This window comes from Streptomyces sp. SJL17-4 (assembly GCF_036826855.1).
Lineage (GTDB): Bacteria > Actinomycetota > Actinomycetes > Streptomycetales > Streptomycetaceae > Streptomyces.
Map to the genome: position 1 here is coordinate 7,702,634 of NZ_CP104578.1, position 21,345 is coordinate 7,723,978.

General features: G+C 73.3%; 15 protein-coding genes. 9 read left to right on the plus strand and 6 right to left on the minus strand.

What is annotated here, in order from left to right:
- Position 1 precedes the first annotated feature (1 nt).
- Genes N5875_RS34635 through N5875_RS34645 form a run of 3 tightly spaced genes read right to left on the minus strand, consistent with a single transcriptional unit; the run spans position 2 to position 3,475 of the window.
- Positions 2–1,219: a radical SAM protein gene (locus N5875_RS34635; RefSeq protein ID WP_318207321.1), complete on the minus strand. Its 1,218-nt coding sequence runs from the start codon at positions 1,217–1,219 to the stop codon at positions 2–4.
- Positions 1,220–1,239: 20 nt separating this feature from the next.
- A complete protein-coding gene (locus N5875_RS34640) occupies positions 1,240–2,286 on the minus strand; it encodes a hypothetical protein (protein ID WP_338498218.1) in 1,047 nt (348 codons plus the stop codon).
- Entirely contained in the window at positions 2,258–3,475 is a 1,218-nt protein-coding gene (locus N5875_RS34645) for a glycosyltransferase (protein ID WP_338498220.1), read from the minus strand. Before N5875_RS34645 ends, N5875_RS34640 begins: the two co-directional genes overlap by 29 nt.
- A 505-nt stretch (positions 3,476–3,980) precedes the next feature.
- Here N5875_RS34645 and N5875_RS34650 point away from each other — a divergent pair.
- The 6 genes from N5875_RS34650 to N5875_RS34675 all read left to right on the plus strand — a co-directional run bounded on the left by N5875_RS34650 (position 3,981) and on the right by N5875_RS34675 (position 11,239).
- A complete protein-coding gene (locus tag N5875_RS34650; protein WP_338498222.1) occupies positions 3,981–5,228 on the plus strand; it encodes a radical SAM protein in 1,248 nt (415 codons plus the stop codon).
- A gap of 248 nt (positions 5,229–5,476) precedes the next feature.
- Positions 5,477–6,031, plus strand: coding sequence for an iron-containing redox enzyme family protein (locus tag N5875_RS34655; RefSeq protein WP_338498224.1), 555 nt, complete (start codon positions 5,477–5,479; stop codon positions 6,029–6,031).
- Positions 6,028–6,246, plus strand: a complete 219-nt coding sequence (locus tag N5875_RS34660; RefSeq protein WP_318206308.1) for an aroma-sacti cluster domain-containing protein — start codon at positions 6,028–6,030, stop codon at positions 6,244–6,246. Before N5875_RS34655 ends, N5875_RS34660 begins: the two co-directional genes overlap by 4 nt.
- 70 nt (positions 6,247–6,316) lie before the next feature.
- Positions 6,317–9,721, plus strand: coding sequence for an adenylate/guanylate cyclase domain-containing protein (locus N5875_RS34665; protein ID WP_338498228.1), 3,405 nt, complete (start codon positions 6,317–6,319; stop codon positions 9,719–9,721).
- Complete coding sequence (locus N5875_RS34670; protein ID WP_318206306.1) at positions 9,718–10,629, plus strand: S8 family serine peptidase; 912 nt, start codon at positions 9,718–9,720, stop codon at positions 10,627–10,629. Before N5875_RS34665 ends, N5875_RS34670 begins: the two co-directional genes overlap by 4 nt.
- Before the next feature lie 25 nt (positions 10,630–10,654).
- A complete protein-coding gene (locus N5875_RS34675) occupies positions 10,655–11,239 on the plus strand; it encodes a GAF domain-containing protein (RefSeq protein ID WP_338498231.1) in 585 nt (194 codons plus the stop codon).
- Positions 11,240–11,325: 86 nt separating this feature from the next.
- Here the strand turns inward: N5875_RS34675 and katG are convergent, their stop codons facing one another.
- The gene (gene katG / locus N5875_RS34680; protein ID WP_318206304.1) at positions 11,326–13,515 is read right to left on the minus strand and encodes a catalase/peroxidase HPI; all 2,190 of its coding nucleotides are present in this window, start codon (positions 13,513–13,515) and stop codon (positions 11,326–11,328) included.
- Between the two features lie 248 nt (positions 13,516–13,763).
- On the opposite strand from katG, the gene N5875_RS34685 reads away from it, so the two are divergent.
- Positions 13,764–14,216: a Fur family transcriptional regulator gene (locus N5875_RS34685; RefSeq protein ID WP_338498232.1), complete on the plus strand. Its 453-nt coding sequence runs from the start codon at positions 13,764–13,766 to the stop codon at positions 14,214–14,216.
- 18 nt (positions 14,217–14,234) lie between these two features.
- Here the strand turns inward: N5875_RS34685 and N5875_RS34690 are convergent, their stop codons facing one another.
- Together N5875_RS34690 and N5875_RS34695 are read right to left on the minus strand one after the other, a co-directional pair.
- Positions 14,235–15,857, minus strand: coding sequence for a DUF4139 domain-containing protein (locus N5875_RS34690; protein ID WP_338498233.1), 1,623 nt, complete (start codon positions 15,855–15,857; stop codon positions 14,235–14,237).
- 8 nt (positions 15,858–15,865) lie between these two features.
- Entirely contained in the window at positions 15,866–18,118 is a 2,253-nt protein-coding gene (locus N5875_RS34695; protein ID WP_338498234.1) for a DUF4139 domain-containing protein, read from the minus strand.
- Positions 18,119–18,436: 318 nt separating this feature from the next.
- Here N5875_RS34695 and N5875_RS34700 point away from each other — a divergent pair, with 318 nt between their 5' ends.
- Positions 18,437–19,918 carry a glutamate--cysteine ligase gene (locus N5875_RS34700; RefSeq protein ID WP_318211453.1) on the plus strand — a complete coding sequence of 494 codons (1,482 nt, stop codon included), beginning with the start codon at positions 18,437–18,439 and terminating at the stop codon, positions 19,916–19,918.
- Positions 19,919–19,972: 54 nt separating this feature from the next.
- A complete protein-coding gene (locus N5875_RS34705; RefSeq protein WP_338498236.1) occupies positions 19,973–21,292 on the plus strand; it encodes an MFS transporter in 1,320 nt (439 codons plus the stop codon).
- Positions 21,293–21,345: the final 53 nt, after the last annotated feature.

A 21,345-nucleotide genomic window follows, 5' to 3' on the forward strand; every position in this document is an offset into this window, starting at 1 on the left:
GCTACAGGCGCCCCGTCTCGTGCAGATGGTCGAGCAGGGCCGTGTCGACGGTGTCGCGGAACCTGGCGAGCGTCCGGGCGTCCTCGTCGTAGCTGTAGAGGTCCTGGCAGGCGATCCACCGGTCACCGGTCTCCGCGCTGGGCAGGTAGCCGTCGGTGACCGTGCCGACCTCCCAGTCGGGTTTGCCCGCGGTCTCCCAGCAGCTGGCCAGGGTCCCGTCCGCGCTCACGACCGCTCCGTAACGGCCGTCGGTGTGACCGCAGGTGACGCAGGTCTTCCGGCCACCGGGGCGGTTCACGGCGAAGCCGAGGTCGAGTGCCCTGCGCTGCCACCGGGTGAAGGCGGAGGAGAGCTCACCGGTGTGCAGGAGGCTGTTGGCGTATCCGACGCCGACATCCCCGATCCGGGCGAAGTACAGCGTGCAGCGCGTGGGGTCGAGCGCGGCCCCCAGTCGGTCGATCAGCGCGTCGACGCCGTGGAAGGTCTCCTGGGAGACGTTGACCCGCAGGGTCCACCGCAGCGGGGTGGCCTCGGAGGCCTTCACGATATTGCGGACGATCTTGTCGAAGGTCCCGCTGCCGTCCGCCCTGCCGACCCTGATCCGGTCGTGGTCGTCGCGGTCGCCGTCGAAGGTGACCTGGACGGAGGTCAGGCCGCGGTCGTGGAGCCGGCGCGCGAGGGACGGGGTGAGCAGGGTCGCGTTGGAGATCATCCAGGCCGAGGTGGGAGCGAGGTCCGCGGCCCGTTCCAGGAGTTCGAGACACCCGCGCGGGTTGAGCAGGGGCTCACCGCCGAAGAGGAGAATCCTGAGCTTCTCCAGGCCCGCGGCGGCCATCCGGCGCTCGGTGAACCCGAGGATCGAGGTGATCGTCTCCGAGGTGAGCCGGGTCCGGGCGATCCGCGGCGGACGGCTCCCGCCCGCCAGGTCCTGAGCCGTGTTCTGGAAGCAGTAGCCGCAGCCCAGGTTGCAGTGGGTGCTGGTGAGCACTGTCAGGGCGTAGGCGCGGACCGTGGCGGGGGTGAACATGCCGCTCTCGCGGAGCCGCTGCTCGGCCTCGGGGCGCAGTCCTCCCTCGGGGGTGACGTGGCGGGAGGCGAGCCGGGCGACGCCGCCCGGACCGAGGAACCACCAGGTGCGCTCGCCCTGGAGGAGGCGGGCGCCGGAGGACGCGAGGAGGTCGGTGCCGGCCGGCGGGGCGGAGAGGGCCGCCCCCTCCACACGCGTCGAAGGGTCGATGCTCACCGTGTCGCCTCCCGTACTGCCGTCGCCCCGGTGGCTCCTGTGCTTCCTGTGCTTCCTGTGCTTCCTGCGCTTCGTGCGCCTCCCAGGCCTCCCACGCCTCCTGCGATCGAGCGAGCGGCGGGCGTGGCGGGGCGGCCGTTCCCTACGATCAGCGTCGTGAGCGCGGTGACGAGGGTCGCCTGGTACGACTTCCGGAAGTACTGCACCGGTGTCGCGTCCGCGGGGGCGCGCCGGACGACGGACTTCCCGGGGATCGCTCCGTCCGGCGCCTGGACCTCGGCGAGCATCCGGATGCCGGCCGCCCCGGAGGGCGTACCCAGGGGATCGGCGCCGAGGCAGTACTGCGCGAGGACGAGCTTGCCGACGAGGTCCCATTCGCCGAGGCCCAGGCAGTGCTGGGTGAGCCGCTCCACGACCTGGAGGGCCTGCTTGCGGGCCTCGTCGGTCAGGCCGGGGTCGCGGAGGCCGAAGTCGCTGAGGTAGAAGACGGTGTGGGTGACCACGCAGGCGTCCAGGTCGGCCACGGGAAGGGTGGCGGCCCGGGCCGGAAGACTGGCCGCGTACAGCTCGTCGTACGAGGCGAACTCATGGTCCGCGCCCGCGAGATCGGCGTAGAACCTCGCCTCCAGATGGAGGTACGGGGCCTTGCGGAGCGGCGCCAGATAGCCGTCTTCCTTCAACCGGGCGAGGACGGCGCGGGGGGCGTCGGTGACGGACCCGGTGGGCGCCAGTGCCGCGTACATCAGCTCGAACTGCCGGGCGTACCGCGGGTCGAGGGTGAGAAGCTGCGGGAAGTCCGGCCGCTGCCAGGCCCGTTCGACGATCGAGGTGGCCCCGCGCAGGGCGGTCTCCGCCGGCGCGGCCTCTCCCCAGTAGCGGCAGAGCAGCGCGAGCTGCAGGAGCGCCTTGACGCGGGGGGTCACCGGCAGCTCCGCGTGACCGGCGGGGGAGTCGAGGTACCCCGCGTGCCGCGCTATCCAGTGCCGCGCACCCATGGACAGACTCGCCACGGCCTCATCGAGGCCGACTGATCGCGTACTCATGGTTCTCCTTCGGGGTTGCGGATGCCTGAGCCACCCGCTCGACGATGTCGGCCGCGCGGGCCGCGCCGTCCACCGCGGCCAGCCTGTCGCCGAGCGCGCGGGCTCGGGTCCGCAGTCCTTCGTCGCGCGACACCGACTCCAGCAGCGCCGACAGGTCCACGGACGGGGTCTTCGGGTCGCGCACGGCCACGCCGGCCCGTACGCAGGCGCCGGTGAGCAGCGGCTGTTCGGACCCGTTGGGCGAGAGCGCCAGGGGGCGGCCGCGCAGGAGAGCCGACAGGACCGGGGCCGAAGTGCCGTTGGACAGCACCAGGTCGGCCGCGTCGACGAGCGGTCCCATCCAGGGCTTCCGTACGAGCAGGATGTCGGCCTCGGGGGCGGGCGCGGGCTCGGTGGACCGGCCCTGCTCGACCACCGCCTGGAACGGTCCGCCGGTGAAAGCGTCGTTGAGTCGAGGCCACAGGGTCCGGCCGCCGAAGAAGCGGCCGAGATGGACGTAGACGACGGGCTTCCCCGCACCAGTCCGCGTCCCCGTCCGCTCCAGGTGATCCTCGATGGCCTCCAACTCGCCGTTTCCGGGGGCTGGTTCCCAGGCCAGTGGTCCCACGTGACGGACCCGTTCGGGGAGTTCCGCGCCCGGGTGCTCCAGTACCGGATCCCCGCGGAGCAGCAGCGCGTCACCGAGGAGCGGATCGTCCTCCCAGCGGGAGGCGCGCCCGGCCAGACCGACCTCCTCCCGTACGGCGGCATGGAGCGCCCGGCTGTCGTGGGTCCGGCTCTCCCGGGTCCTGCCCAGGTGCGGCTCCCCGTCGCCGCCGCTCCGGTAGTCCCACAGATGAACCGAGAGCCCGACCACGACCACCGGAATGTCCAGGGCCTCGGCGGCGAGCAGGGCGCCGTTGCACAGCACCGAGGTGACCAGGAGATCGGCCTGTGTCGCCCGCGCCGCGCGCAGGATCGCCCGGTACTGCGCGGCACCGGTCTTCCCCCACCACGTGGCGGAGAACGCCCGGTGGCCGCCGAGATCCTCGGCCACCGCGCAGGGCAGCCCGGCCTCGGCCACGACGGGCCCGGCGGAGGACCTGGCGAGGACGCTGACGTGATGGCCGCGGCGGTGCAGCTCGCGGCCCGCCGCGATCGCCGGGTAGAGGTAGCCGCCGTCGCTGAGCGGGCAGAGCAGGATCTTCACGACGTGCGCGCTCCCTCGGAGTCGGGCGGGACCGACGGTGGTCGGCGGGCGAGTGGCCGCGGGCCCCCCGGTTCTCGGCGCGATCTGCCGGGAACCGGGTGGCCCGCGAAGTACTCAGGACGAGACGAGTCGCGTCAGGAGATGTCGCTGGAGTTGTTGATGATGCAGCCGGCCTCGTCCTCCTCGGCCTCCCCGTGCGCCACGACCTCGATGTCCTCGTCCTCGACCGGCTTCGGGTTCGTGTTCTCGGGCATGTTCGTCCTCCTCGTTTGGCGGCGTCGCTGCGCCGGCTGGGAAAAACGTACGAACGGCGGGTATGGGAACGCCTGGTCGTCGGTTCGACGCCGGTATACGCCGACGACGCGGAAGCGGTACGACCCCGGGACGTGGCCCGCTGCCCCTGCCGGGCCGCCGCGCCCGGTCGTCCGTAGCGTGCCCGCAACCCTCCGGACCTGGGACTTAACCGATCACCAGGCGTTCGTGAACCGGAAGCCTGCCGCCCGGGGTGACGATCCGGACATGGTCCGCGCGCGGTACGAGTGCGGCCGCGTGCGAACTCATGGAGGAGGAGTCGGACATGGACCTGGCGGAGCTCATCGGCCTGCGGCCGGTGCCCTGCGGCGGCCTCCTGGTGGCGCTCACCCGCCGCTGCCCCCTGAGCTGCGCCCACTGCTCGACGAACTCCTCCATGGAGGTCTCGGGCGAGCCCGACCAGCGACAACTCCTGGATTTCATCGGCTCGTTCGGTGCCGAAGACCGTCCCGAAGCGGTCATGCTGACCGGCGGTGAACCGCTGCTGCTGCCCGAGCTGGCCGCCCGTGTGACGGGTCTCGCGCAGGCCAAGGGGGCGCGGGTCGCACTGCTCAGCGGGATGTTCTTCGCCCGTGGGGGACGCGTCCCCGACCGGATCATGCGGACGATCAGCGCCCTCGACCATTTCTCGGCGAGTCTGGACGTCCACCACGAGCGCGAGGTCCCCCGCGCGGACGTCCTGCGGGCCCTCCGTGCCGTACTCGACGCCGGGGTCACCGCCAGCATCCACCTCACCGGCACCGGCACTGGTACCGGCACTGGTACCGGCATCGGAGCGGACATCGACGACCCGTACCTGGTGGATGTCGTCGCGGACGTGCGCCGTGTCTTCGGCTCCCGGATGCCCATGCTGGTCAACGAGGTGCGGCCGCTCGGCCGCGCCGCCGGCATCGTCCGGCCGACACCGCCGGGACCGGACGACAGCCTGGCGGCACCCTGCGCCCTCGCGGCCTGGCCGGTGATCGCCTTCGACGGGACGGTGGCGGCCTGCTGCAACCAGTGGACGGTCGACCGGCGGCCCGTCCCGCCACATCTGCGGCTCGGACACATCGCCGAGGACGACTGGCCCACCGTCCGTGAACGCTCGCTCGGCTCCCCGGTGCTGCGGATGCTGCGCGCGGTCGGCCCGCGGCGGCTGCACGCCCGTTACGAGACCACGCCCGCGCCGGCCGGCTACTGCCGCAGCTGTCACGCGCTCGCCGACCGGCCGAGCGTCCTGGAAGGCGCGGCCCGGGACGCCGGCGGCCGGGTCGGCGAACTCCTCGACCGGCTCACCACGGAGCAGCAGCGCGCGGCGGGACCCGCCGCGCTGGTGCGGCGCATGGGCTGTGCGCGCTATGCGCACCTGGTCGAGCCGCCGCCCGGAGAGGAACTCGTGCCCACGAACGCGCCCCGACTCACCCAAGCGTCGCCCACCGCAGAGGAGAGGAGCAGCCGATGAACGCCACCGCCACCACCGTCGATACCGCTGCCACGGCCACAGCCACAGCCACAGCCACAGCCGCAGCCACAGCCACAGCTCCGAGCACCGCCACGGCCACATCTGCAACCACAGCCGCAGCGCCGAGCACCGCCACGGCCACGGCATCCGCATCCCTCGCGCTCCGGACCAAACTCAGGCCCACCGCCCCCGTCCTGAGGGCCGCCACCGCAGCCCTCTGGCGACCGGACGCCCTGCGGGAGCGGTACGTGCGCTATCTGGCCGCCATGCAGCCGCTCGTACGGGCCTCGGTGCCGCTGCTCGTACGGGCGGCCGAGCGGTGCGCCGCCGAGCCCGACGACCCGGCCGCGCGGCGCCTGGCCGCGTACTGCCTCCGTCATGCCGAGGAGGAACGGGACCACGACGCCTGGCTCCTCGACGACCTGGCCGCCGCCGGGGCCGGTCCGGCGGCCGTGCCGCACCCGATCGTCGTGGAACTCGCCGGGGCGCAGTACTACCGGATCGAGCACGAGCACCCCGTGACGCTGCTCGGCTACATCGCGGTCCTGGAGGGCAACGCCCCCGGGCCCCGGCTCGCCGACCGCCTCGCCGAGGTCACCGGGCTGCCGAGCGGCGCGTTCCGCACGCTCAGGGAACACGCGGAGCTCGACGGCGGCCACCTCGACGAGCTGTACCGGGTACTCGACGCACTCGCGCCGACTCCGGCCCAGCGGACCGCGGTCTCCGTCAGCGCGCTGCACACGGCCGACCTGCTCACCCGCCTGTTCCTTTCCCTCGCCCAGGACCCCGGAGGAAACCCATGACCGACAACGCGATCCCGCACGGCACGGAGCCCACGCTGGAGGCGCTCGCAGCCGCCGGCTTCGACGTGGACGCCCTGAGCGACGAACAGCAGGAGGTGGTACGGGCGTTGACGCCGGAGGAGCTGGCCCTGCTCGTCGACATCAGAGGACGGCTGGACGCGGCGGCCCCCGAGGTCCAGGCCCACGCGGACGTGGCGGGCGGCGCGCTGTTCTGACGCGGGCGCACCGCCGCCTCGGACGTCCCCTCCCCTCGCCCCGTTCGTCCCCCGTCCACCGGAGGAACCCATGCCCTGCGCCTCGTGCCGGAGCGCACTGCCGCCCGGAGCCCGGTTCTGCCCGTCCTGCGGCAGCCCGTGTGCTTCCGGGCCGGTCACGGCCCGGCCGACCGGCCGCAAGGTGGTGACGGTCCTCTTCTGCGACCTGGTGGGCTCCACCGCGCTCTCGGGGGCCCTGGACGCGGAGACCCTGAGGTCGGTCACGCTCCGCTGGTTCGACCTGATGCGGCTGCGGATCGAGGAGCAGGGCGGCACCGTGGAGAAGTTCATCGGGGACGCGGTGATGGCGGTGTTCGGCGTGCCGACGGTCCGGGAGGACGACGCCCGGAGGGCGGCCTCCGCGGCCCTGGCGATGCGGGAGGCGCTCACCGGGTTCAACGCGCGCCTGGAGGAGGCCGTGGGGGTACGCCTTGAGATGCGGATCGGCATCAACACCGGTCAGGCGGTGACGGGTTCGGCCACGCAGCGGCAGGCCATGGTCTCCGGCGAGGTGGTGAACGTGGCCGCACGCCTGGAACAGAACGCGGCCGCGGGGGAGATCCTGCTCGGTCCCGACACCCTGGCGGCCGCCGGGCCGGGCATCCGGACGACGGAGACGGGCCCCCTGCTCCTCAAGGGCAAGAGCGAGCGGGTGGCGGCGCACCGCCTGATCGCCGTGGACGAGGAGGACGACCCGGAAGCCCTACGCCGCTTCGACATCGGCTTCGTCGGCCGCGGACCCGAACTGGCACTGATGGACGAGGCGTTGACCCGGGTGGCGCGAGTGGGGAGCGTGGAGCGCCTGGTGGTGGTCGGAGAGGCGGGCCAGGGGAAGACCCGCCTGGTACGAGAGTGGCTCCACCGCACGACAACCACGGGGCGGCGGACGGACGCATCGGCAGCACGGCTCCCCGCACCGCTCCCCACCCGTGATCCCCGCTACGGCGTCGGCCGCTGTCGGACTCGGGGTGAGCAGCCCAGTCTCGGGCCGCTCGCCGATGCCGTGGCCGGACTGCTCAAGAGCGTCGGCACCGTCGCGCCCTCGCCGGAACTCGACCTGCTCCACCAGGGCCTGCTTCTCGACGGGACCCCCAATCCATCCCCGGCGGACACCTGCGCGGCGCTCGCCAAGGTCCTCGCCGAGGTGTCCGAGACGCAGCCCGTCGTGCTGGTGATCGACGACTGCCACGGGGCCGCCCAACCGCTCTTCGACGCCCTTGACCGGCTCCTGCGCGCACTGACCGACGCTGCCGTCCTCATCGTCCTGCTCACCCGCCCCCAACTGTTCGACGTACGGCCCGACCTCGCCCCGGACGCCGTCCTGCTCGGCGGCCTCTCCGACGACGAGGCGCAGCTCCTCGCCGCCGAGCTGACGGGGCACACGGCCGAGAGCGCGCCGCTCGCGCCCCAGGTCCTGGTGCGGGTCGGCGGGAACCCGCTGCATCTGGAGCAGCTGCTGGTCGCGGGCGGTCCCGTCGACGCGGACAGCGTCCCGCTGCCCCTCCAGGCCCTGATCGGCGCTCGGATCGACGCGCTCGATCCGCCCGAACAACGGGCCCTCGGCCTCGCGTCCGTCCTCGGCGGCGATTTCACCGCCGACGAACTCATGGCGCTCGCCGGTCATCCCGCCGAGACGTGGACCGAGTCCGAGCTCCGAACCACCCTGCACCGGCTGGTCCGGCACCGTCTCATCAGACCGGACGGCGGAGCGTTCCGCTTCGCCGGCGGGCTGATCCAGGAGGTCGTCCACACCAGCCAGTCCAAGCAGGACCGTGCCGACCGGCACGAACGCGCGGCACGCCTCGACACCGTCCGGCAGCGCGGCAGCGCCGCCGTCGGGGCCCATCTGGAACAGGCGTACCGCTACCGCGTCGAGCTGGGCGCCCAGGACGCGCACACGGACGGGCTGCGGCAACGCGCCGCCGACGCCCTCGCGGACGGCGGCCGTCTGGCGCTGGCCCACGCCGACCCCGTCTGGGCCGCCGACCTGCTGGGCCGGGCCACGGCCCGGTACATGGCGGGCGAGCCGGGCAGTACGGCGACGCGACGACGACTCGGCCAGACGCTGCTCGACCTGGGGCGCGTGACGGAAGGCCGGGCACTGCTCGAAGAGGTCCTGGCCGAGGTTCCGGCGGACGTCTCCCGTACGGACGCGGTGGAGGCCGCGCACGCCCGTCTGGGTCTGGCGTCCGCCGGCCGATCGGCAGACAGCCGGACGGAGGAGGGCCGCCCGGACAGCAGCCGTTCGGACAGCAGCCGCCCGGACGACAGCCGGTCGGGCGGCGTACGGTCGGAGGGCAGCCGGTCGGACGACAGCCGGTCGGACGGCGGACGGTCGGACCGTTCGGACGGCGGGCCGGCCGCGGCAGGGAGCCGTGCGGACGAAGCGACGCGCGCCCCGTCCGCGCCGAGCGGCGAGTCGCCGGCCGAGGCCGCCGCCGTCACCCTGCCCGTCTTCGCCGCCGCCGGTGACGAGTTCGGTCAGGCCCGCGCCTGTCTGCGGCTCGCCCAGCATGCTCAGGAGCAGGGCCGGCACCGGGAGGCCGAGCGACTGCTCGACCGGGCGCTCGGCCACGCGGTACGGGCCGACGCCGAGCCGGAGCGGGCCGCGACGCTCGGGGCCATGGGGGTGTCCCTCTGGCGCGGACCCGTGCCCGTCGCGGACGCCGTGACCCGCTGCACTGCCCTGCTGGCCGAGCAGGGGCCCGGCCGCCGGGCCGTTCGGCTGACGCTCAACTGCCCGCTGGCCGTGGTCCTCGCCCTCCACGACGACCGCGAAGGCGCACTCGCCTGCCTCGCGGAGGCCGAACAACTCGCCCAGCGGCTCGGCTACGCCGAGACCGACGCCTTCCTGCCCCTCTTCACCGCGACCGTCGACGCCCTGTCCGGCCGCCGCGAGGAAGCCCTCCTCAGTCTGGAACGGGCCGCAGCCGCCGCGCGGGCGCTCGGCGCCACCGGCCTCCTGCGCAACGCCCTCCTCGACGCCACCCGCATCCGCCTCGACCTCGGCGACTGGCGTACCGCACACGACACCCTCGCCGAACTCGAACCGCCGGGAGGGCAGCCCGCGGCGGCCCGGCCGCGCGCCGAGTCGGCCGACCTCGACGGACTGCGCGCCCGGATCGCCGCGGTACGAGGGGAGGCCGCGACCGCCACCCGCCTGGCCGACCGGGCGCTCGCCACCGCGGTCCGTACCGACTCGCCCATCGTCCAGGGCCTCGCCGCCCTCGACGCCGCCCGTACGGCCCTCGCGTCGGGACGTACGAAGGACGCGGCCGAGGCGGCGGCGCGCGCCCGGTGGAGCTTCGCCGCCAAGGGCCACCTCCCCGCCGCCCGCGAGGCCGAGGCCCTCGCCCTGTACTGCCAGGCGCGCCCGCCGTGGCCGGACGCCGTCGGCCCGGCGGTCGGCGGCTCAGGAAAGGACGCACCGCGATGACCACTGGCCGGCGACCGGCCCAGACGTCGGCCCCCGCCCCGCCGAGCCCGCCGGCGCCGGCGGGCCGACCCGGCAGGGCCGGGGCCCCGACCTCCGCCCCCGGACTCACCTGGGGCCTCCGGGGCCGCGGCCCCGCCGACGTACCCGTGGAGGCCGACCAGCCACCGGAGCCGCCCGAGGGCGGACTGGTCGGCGGGACCGGGCGCGGCGTCCGCGTCTGCGTGGTCGACTCCGGGGTCGAACGGGACCACCCCATGGTCGGCCCCGTCGACCGGTCCTGGCGCGTCGTCAAGGACGACGACGGCGTCCACGTCGAGGAGACCGACGAGGGCGATACCTGCGGTCACGGCACCGCCTGTGCCGGGATCATCCGCCGCGCCGCCCCGGACTGCGAGCTGTCCAGCGTCCGGGTGCTCGGCGAGCGGTTCTCCGGCAGCGGCGACATCCTCCTCGAAGGGATCAGGTGGGCCGTCCGTCAGCGCTTCGACGTCGTGAACCTCAGCCTCTCCACCAGCCACGACCGCTTCGTGGAGGAACTGAGGCGGCTCGCCGACGAGGCGTACTTCCAGCAGACCGTGATCGTCGCCTCCGCGCACAACACCCACGTGGAGAGCTTTCCCTGGCGTTTCTCCTCGGTGATCTCGGTCGGCAGCCACCAGGAGGACGACCCGGACCTCCACCTCTACAACCCGGAGCCCCCGGTGGAGTTCTTCGCCCCGGGCCAGCGGGTGCAGGTGGCGTGGCTCGGCGGTACGTCGATCCGTACGTCCGGCAACAGCTTCGCCACCCCTTTCGTCGCCGGGCTCTGCGCGCGCATCCTGTCGAGCCGACCGCGGCTGACGCCGTTCCAGCTGAAGAACGCCCTGTACCTGTCCGCAGCCAACGTCCGTGTCCACGGCCGCCGGTAACGACCGGCGCCGGAAGGGAACCCCCATGGCCCAGACGATCGCCCCCGCCATGTCACCCGCGCCCCGGCCCGATCCGGCCATGGCGGAGCTTCTGCAGTCGGTCGTGGACACCGCGCGCGCCATCTTCGGCGCCGAGGCGAGCTCCATCCTGCTTCTGGAGGAGGCGGCGGACGAACTCGTCTTCGAAGCCGTCTCCGGGCAGGGACAGGAGTTCCTGGTGGGCCGGCGGTTCCCGGCGGGCCGGGGGATCGCCGGCTGGGTCGCCGCCTCGGGCGAGCCGATGGTCGTCGACGACCTGCACGACAGCACGTCCTTCGACCGGGACGTCGCCAAGTCCACCGGCTTCGTCCCGAACGCCCTGATGGCCGCGCCGCTCGTGCACGGGGACCGGGTCCTCGGCGTACTGGAGGTCCTCGATCCGTCTCCGCAGGCCCGGTCCAGTCTGTCCGAGCTCGACCTGCTGAGCCTCTTCGCCCGGCAGGCCGCCGTCGCCCTGCACGTCCTCACCACCCACGCACCTCGCCGGGCGGAGCCCGCCGCATCCGAGGACCCGGCGCGCACCGAGCTCCTGCGCCTCCTCGCGGAGGCCCGCCGCCTCCTGGAGGGGTGAGCACCCGAGGTGCCCCGGCCTGCCCCGGCCGCCCGACAAGCGACCGGGGCAGGCCGGGGCAGGCCGGGGCCGGCCGGGATGCCGGGTCAGGAGAGGTCGAACCGGTCCAGGTTCATCACCTTGTTCCACGCCGCCACGAAGTCGCGGACGAACTTCTCGCCCGCGTCCCGGGACCCGTAGACCTCCGACAGCGCGCGGAGCTGGGAGTTCGAGCCGAAGACGAGGTCGGCCGCGGTGGCCGTCCACCTGACCTCGCCGGTGCCGCGGTCCCGGCCCTCGTAGACGTTCTCGGTGGCGGTCGACGGCTTCCACTCCGTGCCCATGTCGAGCAGGTTCACGAAGAAGTCGTTGGTCAGGGTCTCCGGCCGGTCGGTGAACACCCCGTGCCGGGACGCGCCGAAGCCGGTGCCCAGCACCCGCATACCGCCGACGAGGACGGTCATCTCGGGCGCCGTCAGCGTCAACAGGTTGGCGCGGTCGAGGAGAAGGGTCTCCGGCGACAGCTTCTCGCCCGCCCGGAGGTAGTTGCGGAACCCGTCCGACCGCGGTTCGAGCACGGCGAACGACTCCACGTCGGTCTGCTCCTGCGAGGCGTCGGTGCGCCCCGGCGAGAACGGGACCGTGATGTCGTGGCCGGCGCTCTTCGCGGCCTGTTCGACGGCCGCGCAACCGCCGAGGACGATCAGGTCGGCGAGCGAGATCCGCACGCCGCCGGCCTGGGAGCCGTTGAACTCCTGCCCGATCCGGTCGAGGACGGCCACCGTCTCGGTCACCTCGGGAAGGGCGTTGACCTCCCAGTCCTTCTGCGGCGCGAGCCGGATCCGGGCACCGTTGGCGCCGCCCCGCTTGTCCGTGCCGCGGAAGCTCGCCGCCGACGCCCACGCGGTGGTGGCCAGTCGGGAGACGGAGAGACCCGCGTCGAGGATCCGGCGCTTCAGGCCGGCGATGTCCGTGTCCGTGACCAGGGCGTGATCGACCGGGGGGACGGGGTCCTGCCACAGCTGCGGCTCGGGAATCCACGGGCCGAGGTACCGCGAGACGGGCCCCATGTCACGGTGCAGGAGCTTGTACCAGGCGCGGGCGAAGGCGTCCGCGAGCTGGTCCGGGTTCTCGTGGAAGCGCTTCGCGATCGGGCCGTAGACCGGATCGAGCTTCAGCGACAGATCCGTCGTCAGCATGATCGGGGCGTGTCGCTTCGACGGATCGTGGGCGTCGGGCACCGTGCCCTGGGCCGAGGGATCCGTGGGGGTCCACTGCTGGGCGCCGGCCGGGCTCGTCGTCAGTTCCCAGTCGTACCCGAAGAGGTTGGCCAGGAAGCCGTTGTCCCATTTCGTCGGCGCGGTGGTCCACGCCCCCTCCAGGCCGCTGGTGAGCGCGTCGCCGCCCTTGCCGCTGCCGCACGTGTTGCGCCAGCCGATGGCCTGCTGCTCGATGGGGGCGGCCTCCGGCTCCGGACCGATACACGTGGGATCGACCGCGCCGTGACACTTGCCGAAGGTGTGGCCGCCGATGATGAGCGCGGCCGTCTCCTCGTCGTTCATCGCCATGCGGCCGAACGTCTCGCGAATGTCCCGGGCCGCGGCGATCGGATCCGGATTGCCGTTGGGGCCCTCCGGATTGACGTAGATCAGGCCCATCTGCACGGCGCCGAAAGGACCGGTGAGTTCCCGGTCGCCGCGGTAGCGCTCATCTCCGAGCCAAGTGTCCTCGGGACCCCAGAAGACCTCGTCGGGCTCCCAGATGTCCTCCCGTCCGAAGCCGAATCCGAACGTCTTGAATCCCATGGATTCCATGGCGCAGTTACCGGCGAAAACCAGAAGATCGGCCCAGGAGATCTTCCGGCCGTACTTCTGCTTGACCGGCCACAGCAGTCGGCGTGCCTTGTCGAGGCTCGCGTTGTCCGGCCAGCTGTTGAGCGGCGCGAAACGCTGCGCGCCGGAGCCGCCACCGCCCCGGCCGTCCTCGATGCGGTACGTCCCCGCCGCGTGCCAGCTCATCCGGATGAAGAGCGGCCCGTAGTGGCCGTAGTCGGCGGGCCACCAGTCCTGCGAGGCCGTCATCAGGTCGAGGACGTCCTGCTTCAGCGCGTCGACGTCCAGGGTCGCGAACTCCGCCGCGTAGTCGAAGTCCTCGTCCATCGGACTGGCCTGGGGCGAGTGCTGATGGAGGACCTGGAGGTCCAGCTGGTTCGGCCACCAGTCCCGGTTCGTCCTGGGACGTGTCTCCTTCGGGGCCGGGGCGGAGATTACCGGGTTCTCGCTTTCGCTGCCGGACACGTACGTCCTTCTTCCTGTCGCGATGTTTCCGTCTGCCGGCCGCATGCTCGTGACGTCGTCTGCTTTTCAGGTGTTGAGCACGGCGACTCGGCGTCCGTATGGTCGCGCACTGCGGACCGCACTGCTAAGAGAACACGCAGGGCACCGCCGCGTAACAAGCGGGCGGAATATGAAATGGCGCCGGCGGGCCGGCAAGGCGGCCGGCGACATTCCCGGCCCCGGAATTCGTACGAGAAAGGTGAAATCCTATGAGCGACCTGTTGGAGCGGCTGCGGGGGCGGGGCTGGCGCATGACCTCCCAGCGACGTGTCGTCGCCGAGGTCCTCGACGGCGAGCACGTCCACCTGACGGCCGACGAGGTGCACGCCCGCGCCGCGGAACGGCTGCCGGAGATCTCCCGGGCGACCGTCTACAACATCCTCGGCGAACTGGGCCGGCTCGGCGAGGTCGTGGAGGTCTCCCTCCACGGCCGCGCGAAGCGGTACGACCCCAACGCGCACCATCCCCACCAGCATCTGGTGTGCTCCGGCTGTGGCATCGTGCGTGACGTCCATCCGGCCGGCGACCCCGTGGCGGCGCTGGCCGGCCTCCCGGCCGAGGAGCGCTTCGGCTACGCGGTCACCGAGGCCGAGGTCACCTACTGGGGACTGTGCCCGGAATGCGCTCCCGGCCGGGTGCCGGGGGCGTCGAACCCGGGGTGACCTCCCCCGTGGACCCCGTCAGAGTCCGGCGACCTTGGAGCTCGCCGACAGTTCGTACACCAGCGTGACCGTACGCCGTCCGCCGGGCGGCAGGGTGACCTCCCAGCGGGCGATGCCCTCGGCGTCGACCGCGTCGGGCGCCGGGGAACAGGCCTCCTTGCGGAGCCGTACCTCCACCGCCGAGACCTCCGAGACCGGGATCCGCTCCCGGATCACGACCACCCGGTCGTCCGACTCCCCGGGAGCCGAGAACCGGGACACGTGCAGCCGGACCGTGCGCGTGACCACCGTCCGCTGGGTGATCCCGGTGGTGTCCCGGGCCTCCTCCGTCTCCCGGACCACCCGGTGGTCGTCGCGGCTGCCGAAGGCGAGTTCGACCGGGGCGCCGGGAGTGGCGAACTCGACCGTGCCCCGGCCGACGAAGCCGCTGCCGCGGACCAGGTCGACGGGTCCGGCCAGCAGCGCGTGCCCGGACCGGTTCTCGAACCGGACCACCTGGGTGACCAGCGGAGACACCTCGGGCGAGCAGGCGTACTCGCTCCCCGCGGCCGTACCGAAGACGGAGAGCGGCACCCGGTGCGCGCGGCCGTCCGAGGGCACGGAGACCGGCGTGGGGGAGTGCAGCACCCGCGTCTCGCCACCGTCGTCCACGCCGGGCAGGCCGAGGACCGGGACGGGCCCCAGCTCGCTGATGTCCTCCTCGCGCAGTTCGACGTCGACCGTGCGCCGCTCCGCCGCCGTACGGTCCTTGAGCGTCAGCCGGTCCTCGCCCAGCGACGGCGGTTCGGTGGCCGATGCCGACCGGGCCGTCGACAGCGTCAGCGCGACGCCGGTCCAGTCCTCGCCCGTGCGCTGCCAGACCATCGCGTCGGTCTCGAAGGTCACGGCCGCGCCGTCGAGCACGGCCCGGTAGGCGGGCCGCCACAGCGCGCACGGGACGAGGTGGCTCAGGCGCAGCCCGACCGGGCCGGCGGCCGCGGCCTCCACGGTCAGCTCGACATGGGCCACCAGCTCGGCGGGCTCCTCCTCGGCGGCGGCCATGGCCCGCCGGACCTCGTCGAGCTCGGCCGCCAGTGCGGCCAACCGGGCTTCAACGGTATGGAGTTCCTCGCCGTAGGTGTCGCGCTCGGCGTCCACCCGGTCCAGTTCGCGGCTCCAGCGCGGCCCTTCGGCCTCCCCGAAGCCGGCGCCTTCGCCGATGTCCCGCAGGACATCGGTGGTGAGGTGTCCGAGCACGTCGAGGCGGGTCCGGAGCCGGTCGCGCCGCTGCTCCAGGGTCCCCCGCTCCTCCTCCAGGGCGTGGACGCGACGGCGCAGCGCGGAGTCGTCGGCGGCGGGCCGCCGCGGCGCGCGGGGCTCCCAGCTGCGGACGAGGCGTACGTCGAGCACGGTGGCCGGGTGACCGGAGGTCAACTCGGCGTGGAGGGTGCGGTCGACGGCCAGTGCGCTGACCGGCCCGAGCCGCAGCCGCTGGACGCCGCCCGCCAGGTCGAGCTCGACGGCGCGCTCGATGTGCGCGCGGTCCTCCAGGCAGGTGACGGCGGTGACAGGGGCGGCGGTCACGGGGACGGGGGCTGCGGCCACGCGGGCCGACGGCACGGCCGTGCCGTCGCCGGTGATCGTCTTCGAGGCGGTGGACATGGTCTGTCTCAGCTCCTGCGGTTGCCGCCGACCAGGGCTTTGCCGGCCGGGATGCGAATCTCGTAACCGCCGTCGAGGGCGGTGGTGCCACCGGCGGGCAGGTCCACCCGCCACACGCGGGTGCCCGGGGCATGCCGCTCGGACGCCCCGCCGTCCGGGCCTTTCTCGGGCGCCGTCCAGTCCGCCCGCTCCTCGATGCGTACGTCGGTGTCGGAGCTGACCGGCACCCGCTCGCGGATCTCGATCGTGACGGGCCTCGCGAGCCCGTTGGCCAGCTCGACGTGGACGCGATGGTCGAGCACGGTGACGTTGTTGCGCAGGCCGGCGGTCGACTCGGTCAGATGCGTGCGGCGGGTGACCCGGATGCCCTCGGCCGGTCCGAGTCCCACCCGGCGTACGCCACCGGGGGCGAGGGTGGGCAGCGCGGTGGTGAGCAGGAAGTCGTCGTCGACGCCGACCTCCACCGGGCCGGCGAGCAGCGCCTGGTCCGTGGCGTTGGAGAGGACCAGCGTCGCGTACACGGTCTGCTCGAAGGACGGCACGCAGAGGTACTCGGTGCGCAGACCGACCGGAATCTCCCCGACGGTGACGGTGTGCCAGGTGCCGTCCGAGGGCACGTCGGCGCGGGCGGCGGCGTCGAAGCGGTGGTCGAAGGATCCCGCCGACTCGCGCGGCCGTACGGCATGTCCGGGCAACGGCAGCGAGGCCACGGCATCGGCGCGACGGCGGTACTCGGTCGCCACCGCGTCGAAGGGGGACGCGGGGAACAGACGGCCCCTGCGCGCACTCGGCTCGTCAGGGCCGGACAGCACCAGAGCCGCGTAGTCGAGCTCGTCGCCGCTCGGCCGCGGCGGCCCGGGCGGGGGCGGGGGTGGCGGTGCCGCGGCGGCGCCGGGAGGAGCGGGAGCCGCAGGGGCCATCGCAGCGGGGGCGGGAGCGCCCGCGAAGGCCTCGCCGCGGCCCCGCGGCATGCCGGCCGGCTGGGCCGGGGACCGGTGGGCGAAGGCGGGGGCGGCCTCGCGTCGGACGTCCTCCGGGGGCGAGCCGTACCCGCCGGCCGGCGGCGGTGGCGCGCCGTAGCCCTGTGGCGCCGGCGGAGGAACGGGCGGCCCTCCGGCGGTCAGCGGCGGCGGCATCGGTACGGCATCGGGTACGAGGCCACCCCCGGCCGCAACGGGCAGGGCGACGCCGTCCCAGGGAGCTGCGGCTCCGGCCGCCGCCCCGGGTGCGCGTGGCGCGAGAGGGCGAGGGCCCGCCGCCACGTATCCGGCGAAGAGGTCGGCGAGTCCCGCCGGAGGCTCGCGCCAGCCGGAAGGAGCGGGGGCCGCCTGACGGCGTCCGATGCGGATCGAGCGGAGCTTCGGCAGATCGGTGCGTCGGCGCAGGTCGGCCGTGGCCAGGGCGATGCGTACACCCGTCCAGTCCTCGCCGGTGCGCTGGGCGACCGAGGCGCGCAGCACCAGCCGCCCGGTGCCGTCACCCTGACGGTGCGTGAGACGGTAGGCCGGCACCCAGACGGCGCCGGGCACCCCGTACTCCAGTTCCAGCCGTAGTTCGGACGACTCCGGCTCGGCGTCGGCCCGAGGCCCGCCCTCCGCCTCGGTCTCGAGCGCGCCCTCCGTACCTGTGTCACCGCCCGCTGCCACGAGGGTCAGGACCGCGGACACCATGGTCCCCACGTGCGTCGAAGGGGTGGCGCTGGAGGCACGGGCGAGCCGGTCCGCGGCGACGGACAACTCGTGCTCGCGGTGGAGCAGCTCCTCCTCCAGCTCCGCGAGCCGGGCGTGCAGTCCGGTGAGCCGCCCGTCGACGAAGTCGGCGAGCTCCAGCCACGCGTCGACCGGGGTACGGCGGTGCGGGTCGTCGCGCCTTCGGGGCGGCGGTACCGGACGCAGCGCACCGACCTCCGCGATCAGTCTCCGCTGTCGGTCCCGGCGTCCCTCCGCCGCCGCGTACGCGTCGCGCAGCCGCTCGACCTCGTGCCGCAATCCCTCCGGTACGTCGGAGGCGGCGCCGAGCGGTCCGGCCTCGATCTCCACCCGGGCCTCGGCGACCCGTACCCCGGAGGTGCCCAGGACCCGGGCCCGCAGCGAGCCGGGGTCCAGCGAACGCGGCAGCCCCGTGACGCGCACCCGGCCGTCCGGGGGCATGGTCCCCCGGGCCAGGCGGCGGCAGAGCGCGCCCTGCGCGTACACGACGACCGAATCGAGGGCCGATCCCCACGTCGACGCCGTCCCGGGCACTCCGGTCGTCCCGGGCACTCCGGTCGTCCCGGGTGTCCCGGTCGACCCGGGTGTCCCGGTCGTCCCCACCGTCTCCGTCGTCCCGGCCGTCCCGGTCGTCGTTTCAGCTGCCCCAGCCGTCATGCGCCCCCGCCCCTGTCCTGTCGCGCTGTCCTGCTTCGTCAGCGGCGAGACGAAGCCTACGCCCGGGGACCGACAGGCACCGGGGGCTTTCCGGAGTACCGCACGCGGGGCGCTCCCCCGAAGCGCCTCCGACCCGCCTCGGTGGTTGGCGGGCCCCGGGAGTGGGACGCTGGTAAAGCGGGGGTCCGTGCCGACGAGACTCGGGAGGGCCCGATGGGACGTGACGTTCCGGCGCTGGAGTTCACCCGTGAAGACCGTCGCCGGTTCCGGAACAAGACGCACGCGTGCCTCGACGTGTTCGCGCGGATGCTGCGTGAGTCGCGGTTCGACTTCGAGCGGCCGCAGGTCGGTCTGGAGATCGAGCTGAACCTCGTGGACCCCGCCGGCGAACCGGCCATGCGCAGCACCGACGTGCTGGAGGCGATCGCGGATCCCGCCTGGTCGACCGAGCTGGGCCGGTTCAATCTGGAGATCAACCTCGAACCGCGGCGGCTCAGCGCGGGCGGCGGACCCGACTCCTGGGAGCAGGAGATCCGTGACGCGCTCAACCACGCCGAGCAGCAGGCGGCGGGGGTCGGCGCGCACCTGGTGATGATCGGCATCCTGCCGACCCTGGAGCTCAAGGACGCGGGCCCCGCGTCGCTCTCCGAGAACCCCCGCTACCACCTGCTGAACGAGCAGATCTTCGCCGCGCGGGGCGAGGACCTGCTGATCTCCGTGGACGGGGTGGAGCGGCTGCGGACCCATGCGGAGACGATCACGCCGGAGGCGGCGTGCACCAGCACCCAGTTCCACCTCCAGGTGTCGCCGGACGAGTTCGCGGACCACTGGAACGCCGCGCAGGCCGTGGCGGGAGTGCAGGTGGCCCTGGCGGCGAACTCGCCGTTCCTGTTCTCCAAGGAGCTGTGGCGCGAGACCCGCATCCCCCTCTTCGAGCAGGCCACCGACACTCGGCCCGACGAGCTCAAGGTGCAGGGCGTACGGCCGCGGGTGTGGTTCGGCGAGCGGTGGATCACCTCCGTCTTCGACCTCTTCGAGGAGAACGCGCGCTACTTCCCGGCGCTGCTGCCCCTCTGCGACGACGAGGACCCGGAGGAGACGCTCGACCGGGGCGGAACCCCGGGTCTGTCCGAGCTCACCCTGCACAACGGCACCGTCTACCGCTGGAACCGCCCCGTCTACGACGTGGTCGACGGCGTCCCGCATCTCCGCGTGGAGAACAGGGTGCTCCCCGCCGGGCCCACCGTCGCCGACACACTGGCGAACGGAGCGTTCTACTACGGGCTCATCCGGGCCCTGGCCGACGAGGACCGGCCCGTCTGGTCACGGATGTCCTTCGCGGCCGCGGAGGACAACCTGCACACCGCCGCCCGCCACGGCATCGACGCCCAGGTGTACTGGCCGGGGATGGGCGAGGTCCCGGTGACGGAGCTGGTCCTGCGGCGCCTGCTGCCGCTCGCGGACCGCGGCCTCGAACGGATGGGCCTGGAGGCGTCCCGGCGGGAGCCGCTCCTCGGCGTCATCGAGCAGCGGTGCGTCAGCGGCCGCAACGGCGCGGTGTGGCAGTCCGAGATGTTCCACCACGTCCACGACATCGACCACGCGGACCGGCATCAGGCGCTGCGGCGGATGACGCAGCAGTACATCGAGTACATGCATCTGAACGCGCCTGCGCACACCTGGCCGGTCGACTGAATCGTGCCGGTCGACCGAAGCGTACGGCGGGGTGCCTCGGGGCAGGGCGTGATCATGACCAACACGCCTTCCGCGCGTCACGACGCCCCCGACTCCGCAGTCGTACCCCGACTCCCTCCCACCCGAAGCCCGTTACGTCAGCTCCTCGCGGCCTCCGTCGGCAACGCCGTGGAGTGGTACGACTGGTACGCGTACACCTTCCTGGCCGCCTACCTCGCGAACCAGGTCTTCCCCAAGAGCTCGGGGAACTCGCTCGTCCCCCTCCTCTCGACCTTCGCCGTCTTCGCCGTCGGGTTCTTCATGCGCCCCGTCGGCGGGCTCCTCATGGGGGCACTCGCCGACCGGCGCGGACGGCGGACCGCCCTCACCGCGACGATCCTGCTGATGGGCGGCAGCAGCCTGCTGGTCGGGCTCACCCCGACGTACGCCGCGGCCGGCGTCCTCGCTCCCGTCGTGCTCGTGATCGCCCGACTTCTTCAAGGGCTGTCGGTGGGAGGGGAGTTCGCGGCCTCGACCACGTTCCTCGTCGAGTCGGCGGGCCCCGGACGGCGCGGTCTGTTCTCCTCCTTCCAGTACGTCTCCACCTCCGCCGGCCAGCTCGCCGCCTCCGGCATCGCCGCTCTGCTGGTCAGCGGGCTCGGTGAGGACCGGATGAACGGCTGGGGCTGGCGGATCCCCTTCCTCCTCGGCGCGGTGTTCAGCCTCGCCGGGTTCTGGATCCGCCGGGGCGCCGAGGAGACCCGGAGCGTCGCCCAGCGCGAGGCTCCCCGGCCGGGGCTCTTCGACGCCCTGCGTCACCACCCCCGCGCCTCGCTGCTGATCGGCGGCATCACGGCCGGCGGCACCCTCGCGTACTACACGTGGACCTCCTACCTGCCGACGTACGCGGAGCTCAACACCGGTATCGACAAGGCGGACGCGCTGCTGGCCGGGACCCTCTCCCTGGCGTTCTTCGCGCTGCTGCAACCGCTCGGCGGACTGCTCTCCGACCGGTACGGCCGCAAGCCGTCCCTGCTCTTCTTCGGCATCGGCTTCGCGGTCCTCGGGGTGCCGTTGCTGCGCGCGCTCGACGGATCGTTCCTCTCCCTGCTCCTGGTGCAGTGCGCGGGCATGGTGCTGCTGACCGGCTTCACCTCGATCTCGGCGGCCGTGAACGCCGAGATGTTCCCCGCACGGGTGCGGGCGGCGGGCATCGGCTTCCCGTACTCGCTGACGGTGGCGCTCTTCGGCGGCACGGCACCGTATGTCGGGACGCTCTTCAAGGAGTGGGACGTCCCCGGTCTCTTCCCCTGGTACGTCGCCGCCCTGTGCCTCGTCTCCTCGGCGGTGTACCTCCGGCTGCCGGAAACGGCCCACAAGGAACTCGATCGCTGACTCGGCAACCTGACCCTGTACCTGACTCGGCGACCTGACTCGGCAACCCGCCC

What these genes read in the sequence shown, in the direction of transcription:
- N5875_RS34640 (WP_338498218.1), bottom strand. Translation starts at nt 2,286, where the DNA reads ATGAGTACGCGATCAGTCGGCCTCGATGAGGCCGTGGCGAGTCTGTCC.
- N5875_RS34660 (WP_318206308.1), top strand. Translation starts at nt 6,028, where the DNA reads ATGACCGACAACGCGATCCCGCACGGCACGGAGCCCACGCTGGAGGCG.
- N5875_RS34665 (WP_338498228.1), top strand. Translation starts at nt 6,317, where the DNA reads ATGCCCTGCGCCTCGTGCCGGAGCGCACTGCCGCCCGGAGCCCGGTTC.
- N5875_RS34670 (WP_318206306.1), top strand. Translation starts at nt 9,718, where the DNA reads ATGACCACTGGCCGGCGACCGGCCCAGACGTCGGCCCCCGCCCCGCCG.
- N5875_RS34675 (WP_338498231.1), top strand. Translation starts at nt 10,655, where the DNA reads ATGGCCCAGACGATCGCCCCCGCCATGTCACCCGCGCCCCGGCCCGAT.
- N5875_RS34685 (WP_338498232.1), top strand. Translation starts at nt 13,764, where the DNA reads ATGAGCGACCTGTTGGAGCGGCTGCGGGGGCGGGGCTGGCGCATGACC.
- N5875_RS34690 (WP_338498233.1), bottom strand. Translation starts at nt 15,857, where the DNA reads ATGTCCACCGCCTCGAAGACGATCACCGGCGACGGCACGGCCGTGCCG.
- N5875_RS34700 (WP_318211453.1), top strand. Translation starts at nt 18,437, where the DNA reads ATGGGACGTGACGTTCCGGCGCTGGAGTTCACCCGTGAAGACCGTCGC.
- N5875_RS34705 (WP_338498236.1), top strand. Translation starts at nt 19,973, where the DNA reads ATGACCAACACGCCTTCCGCGCGTCACGACGCCCCCGACTCCGCAGTC.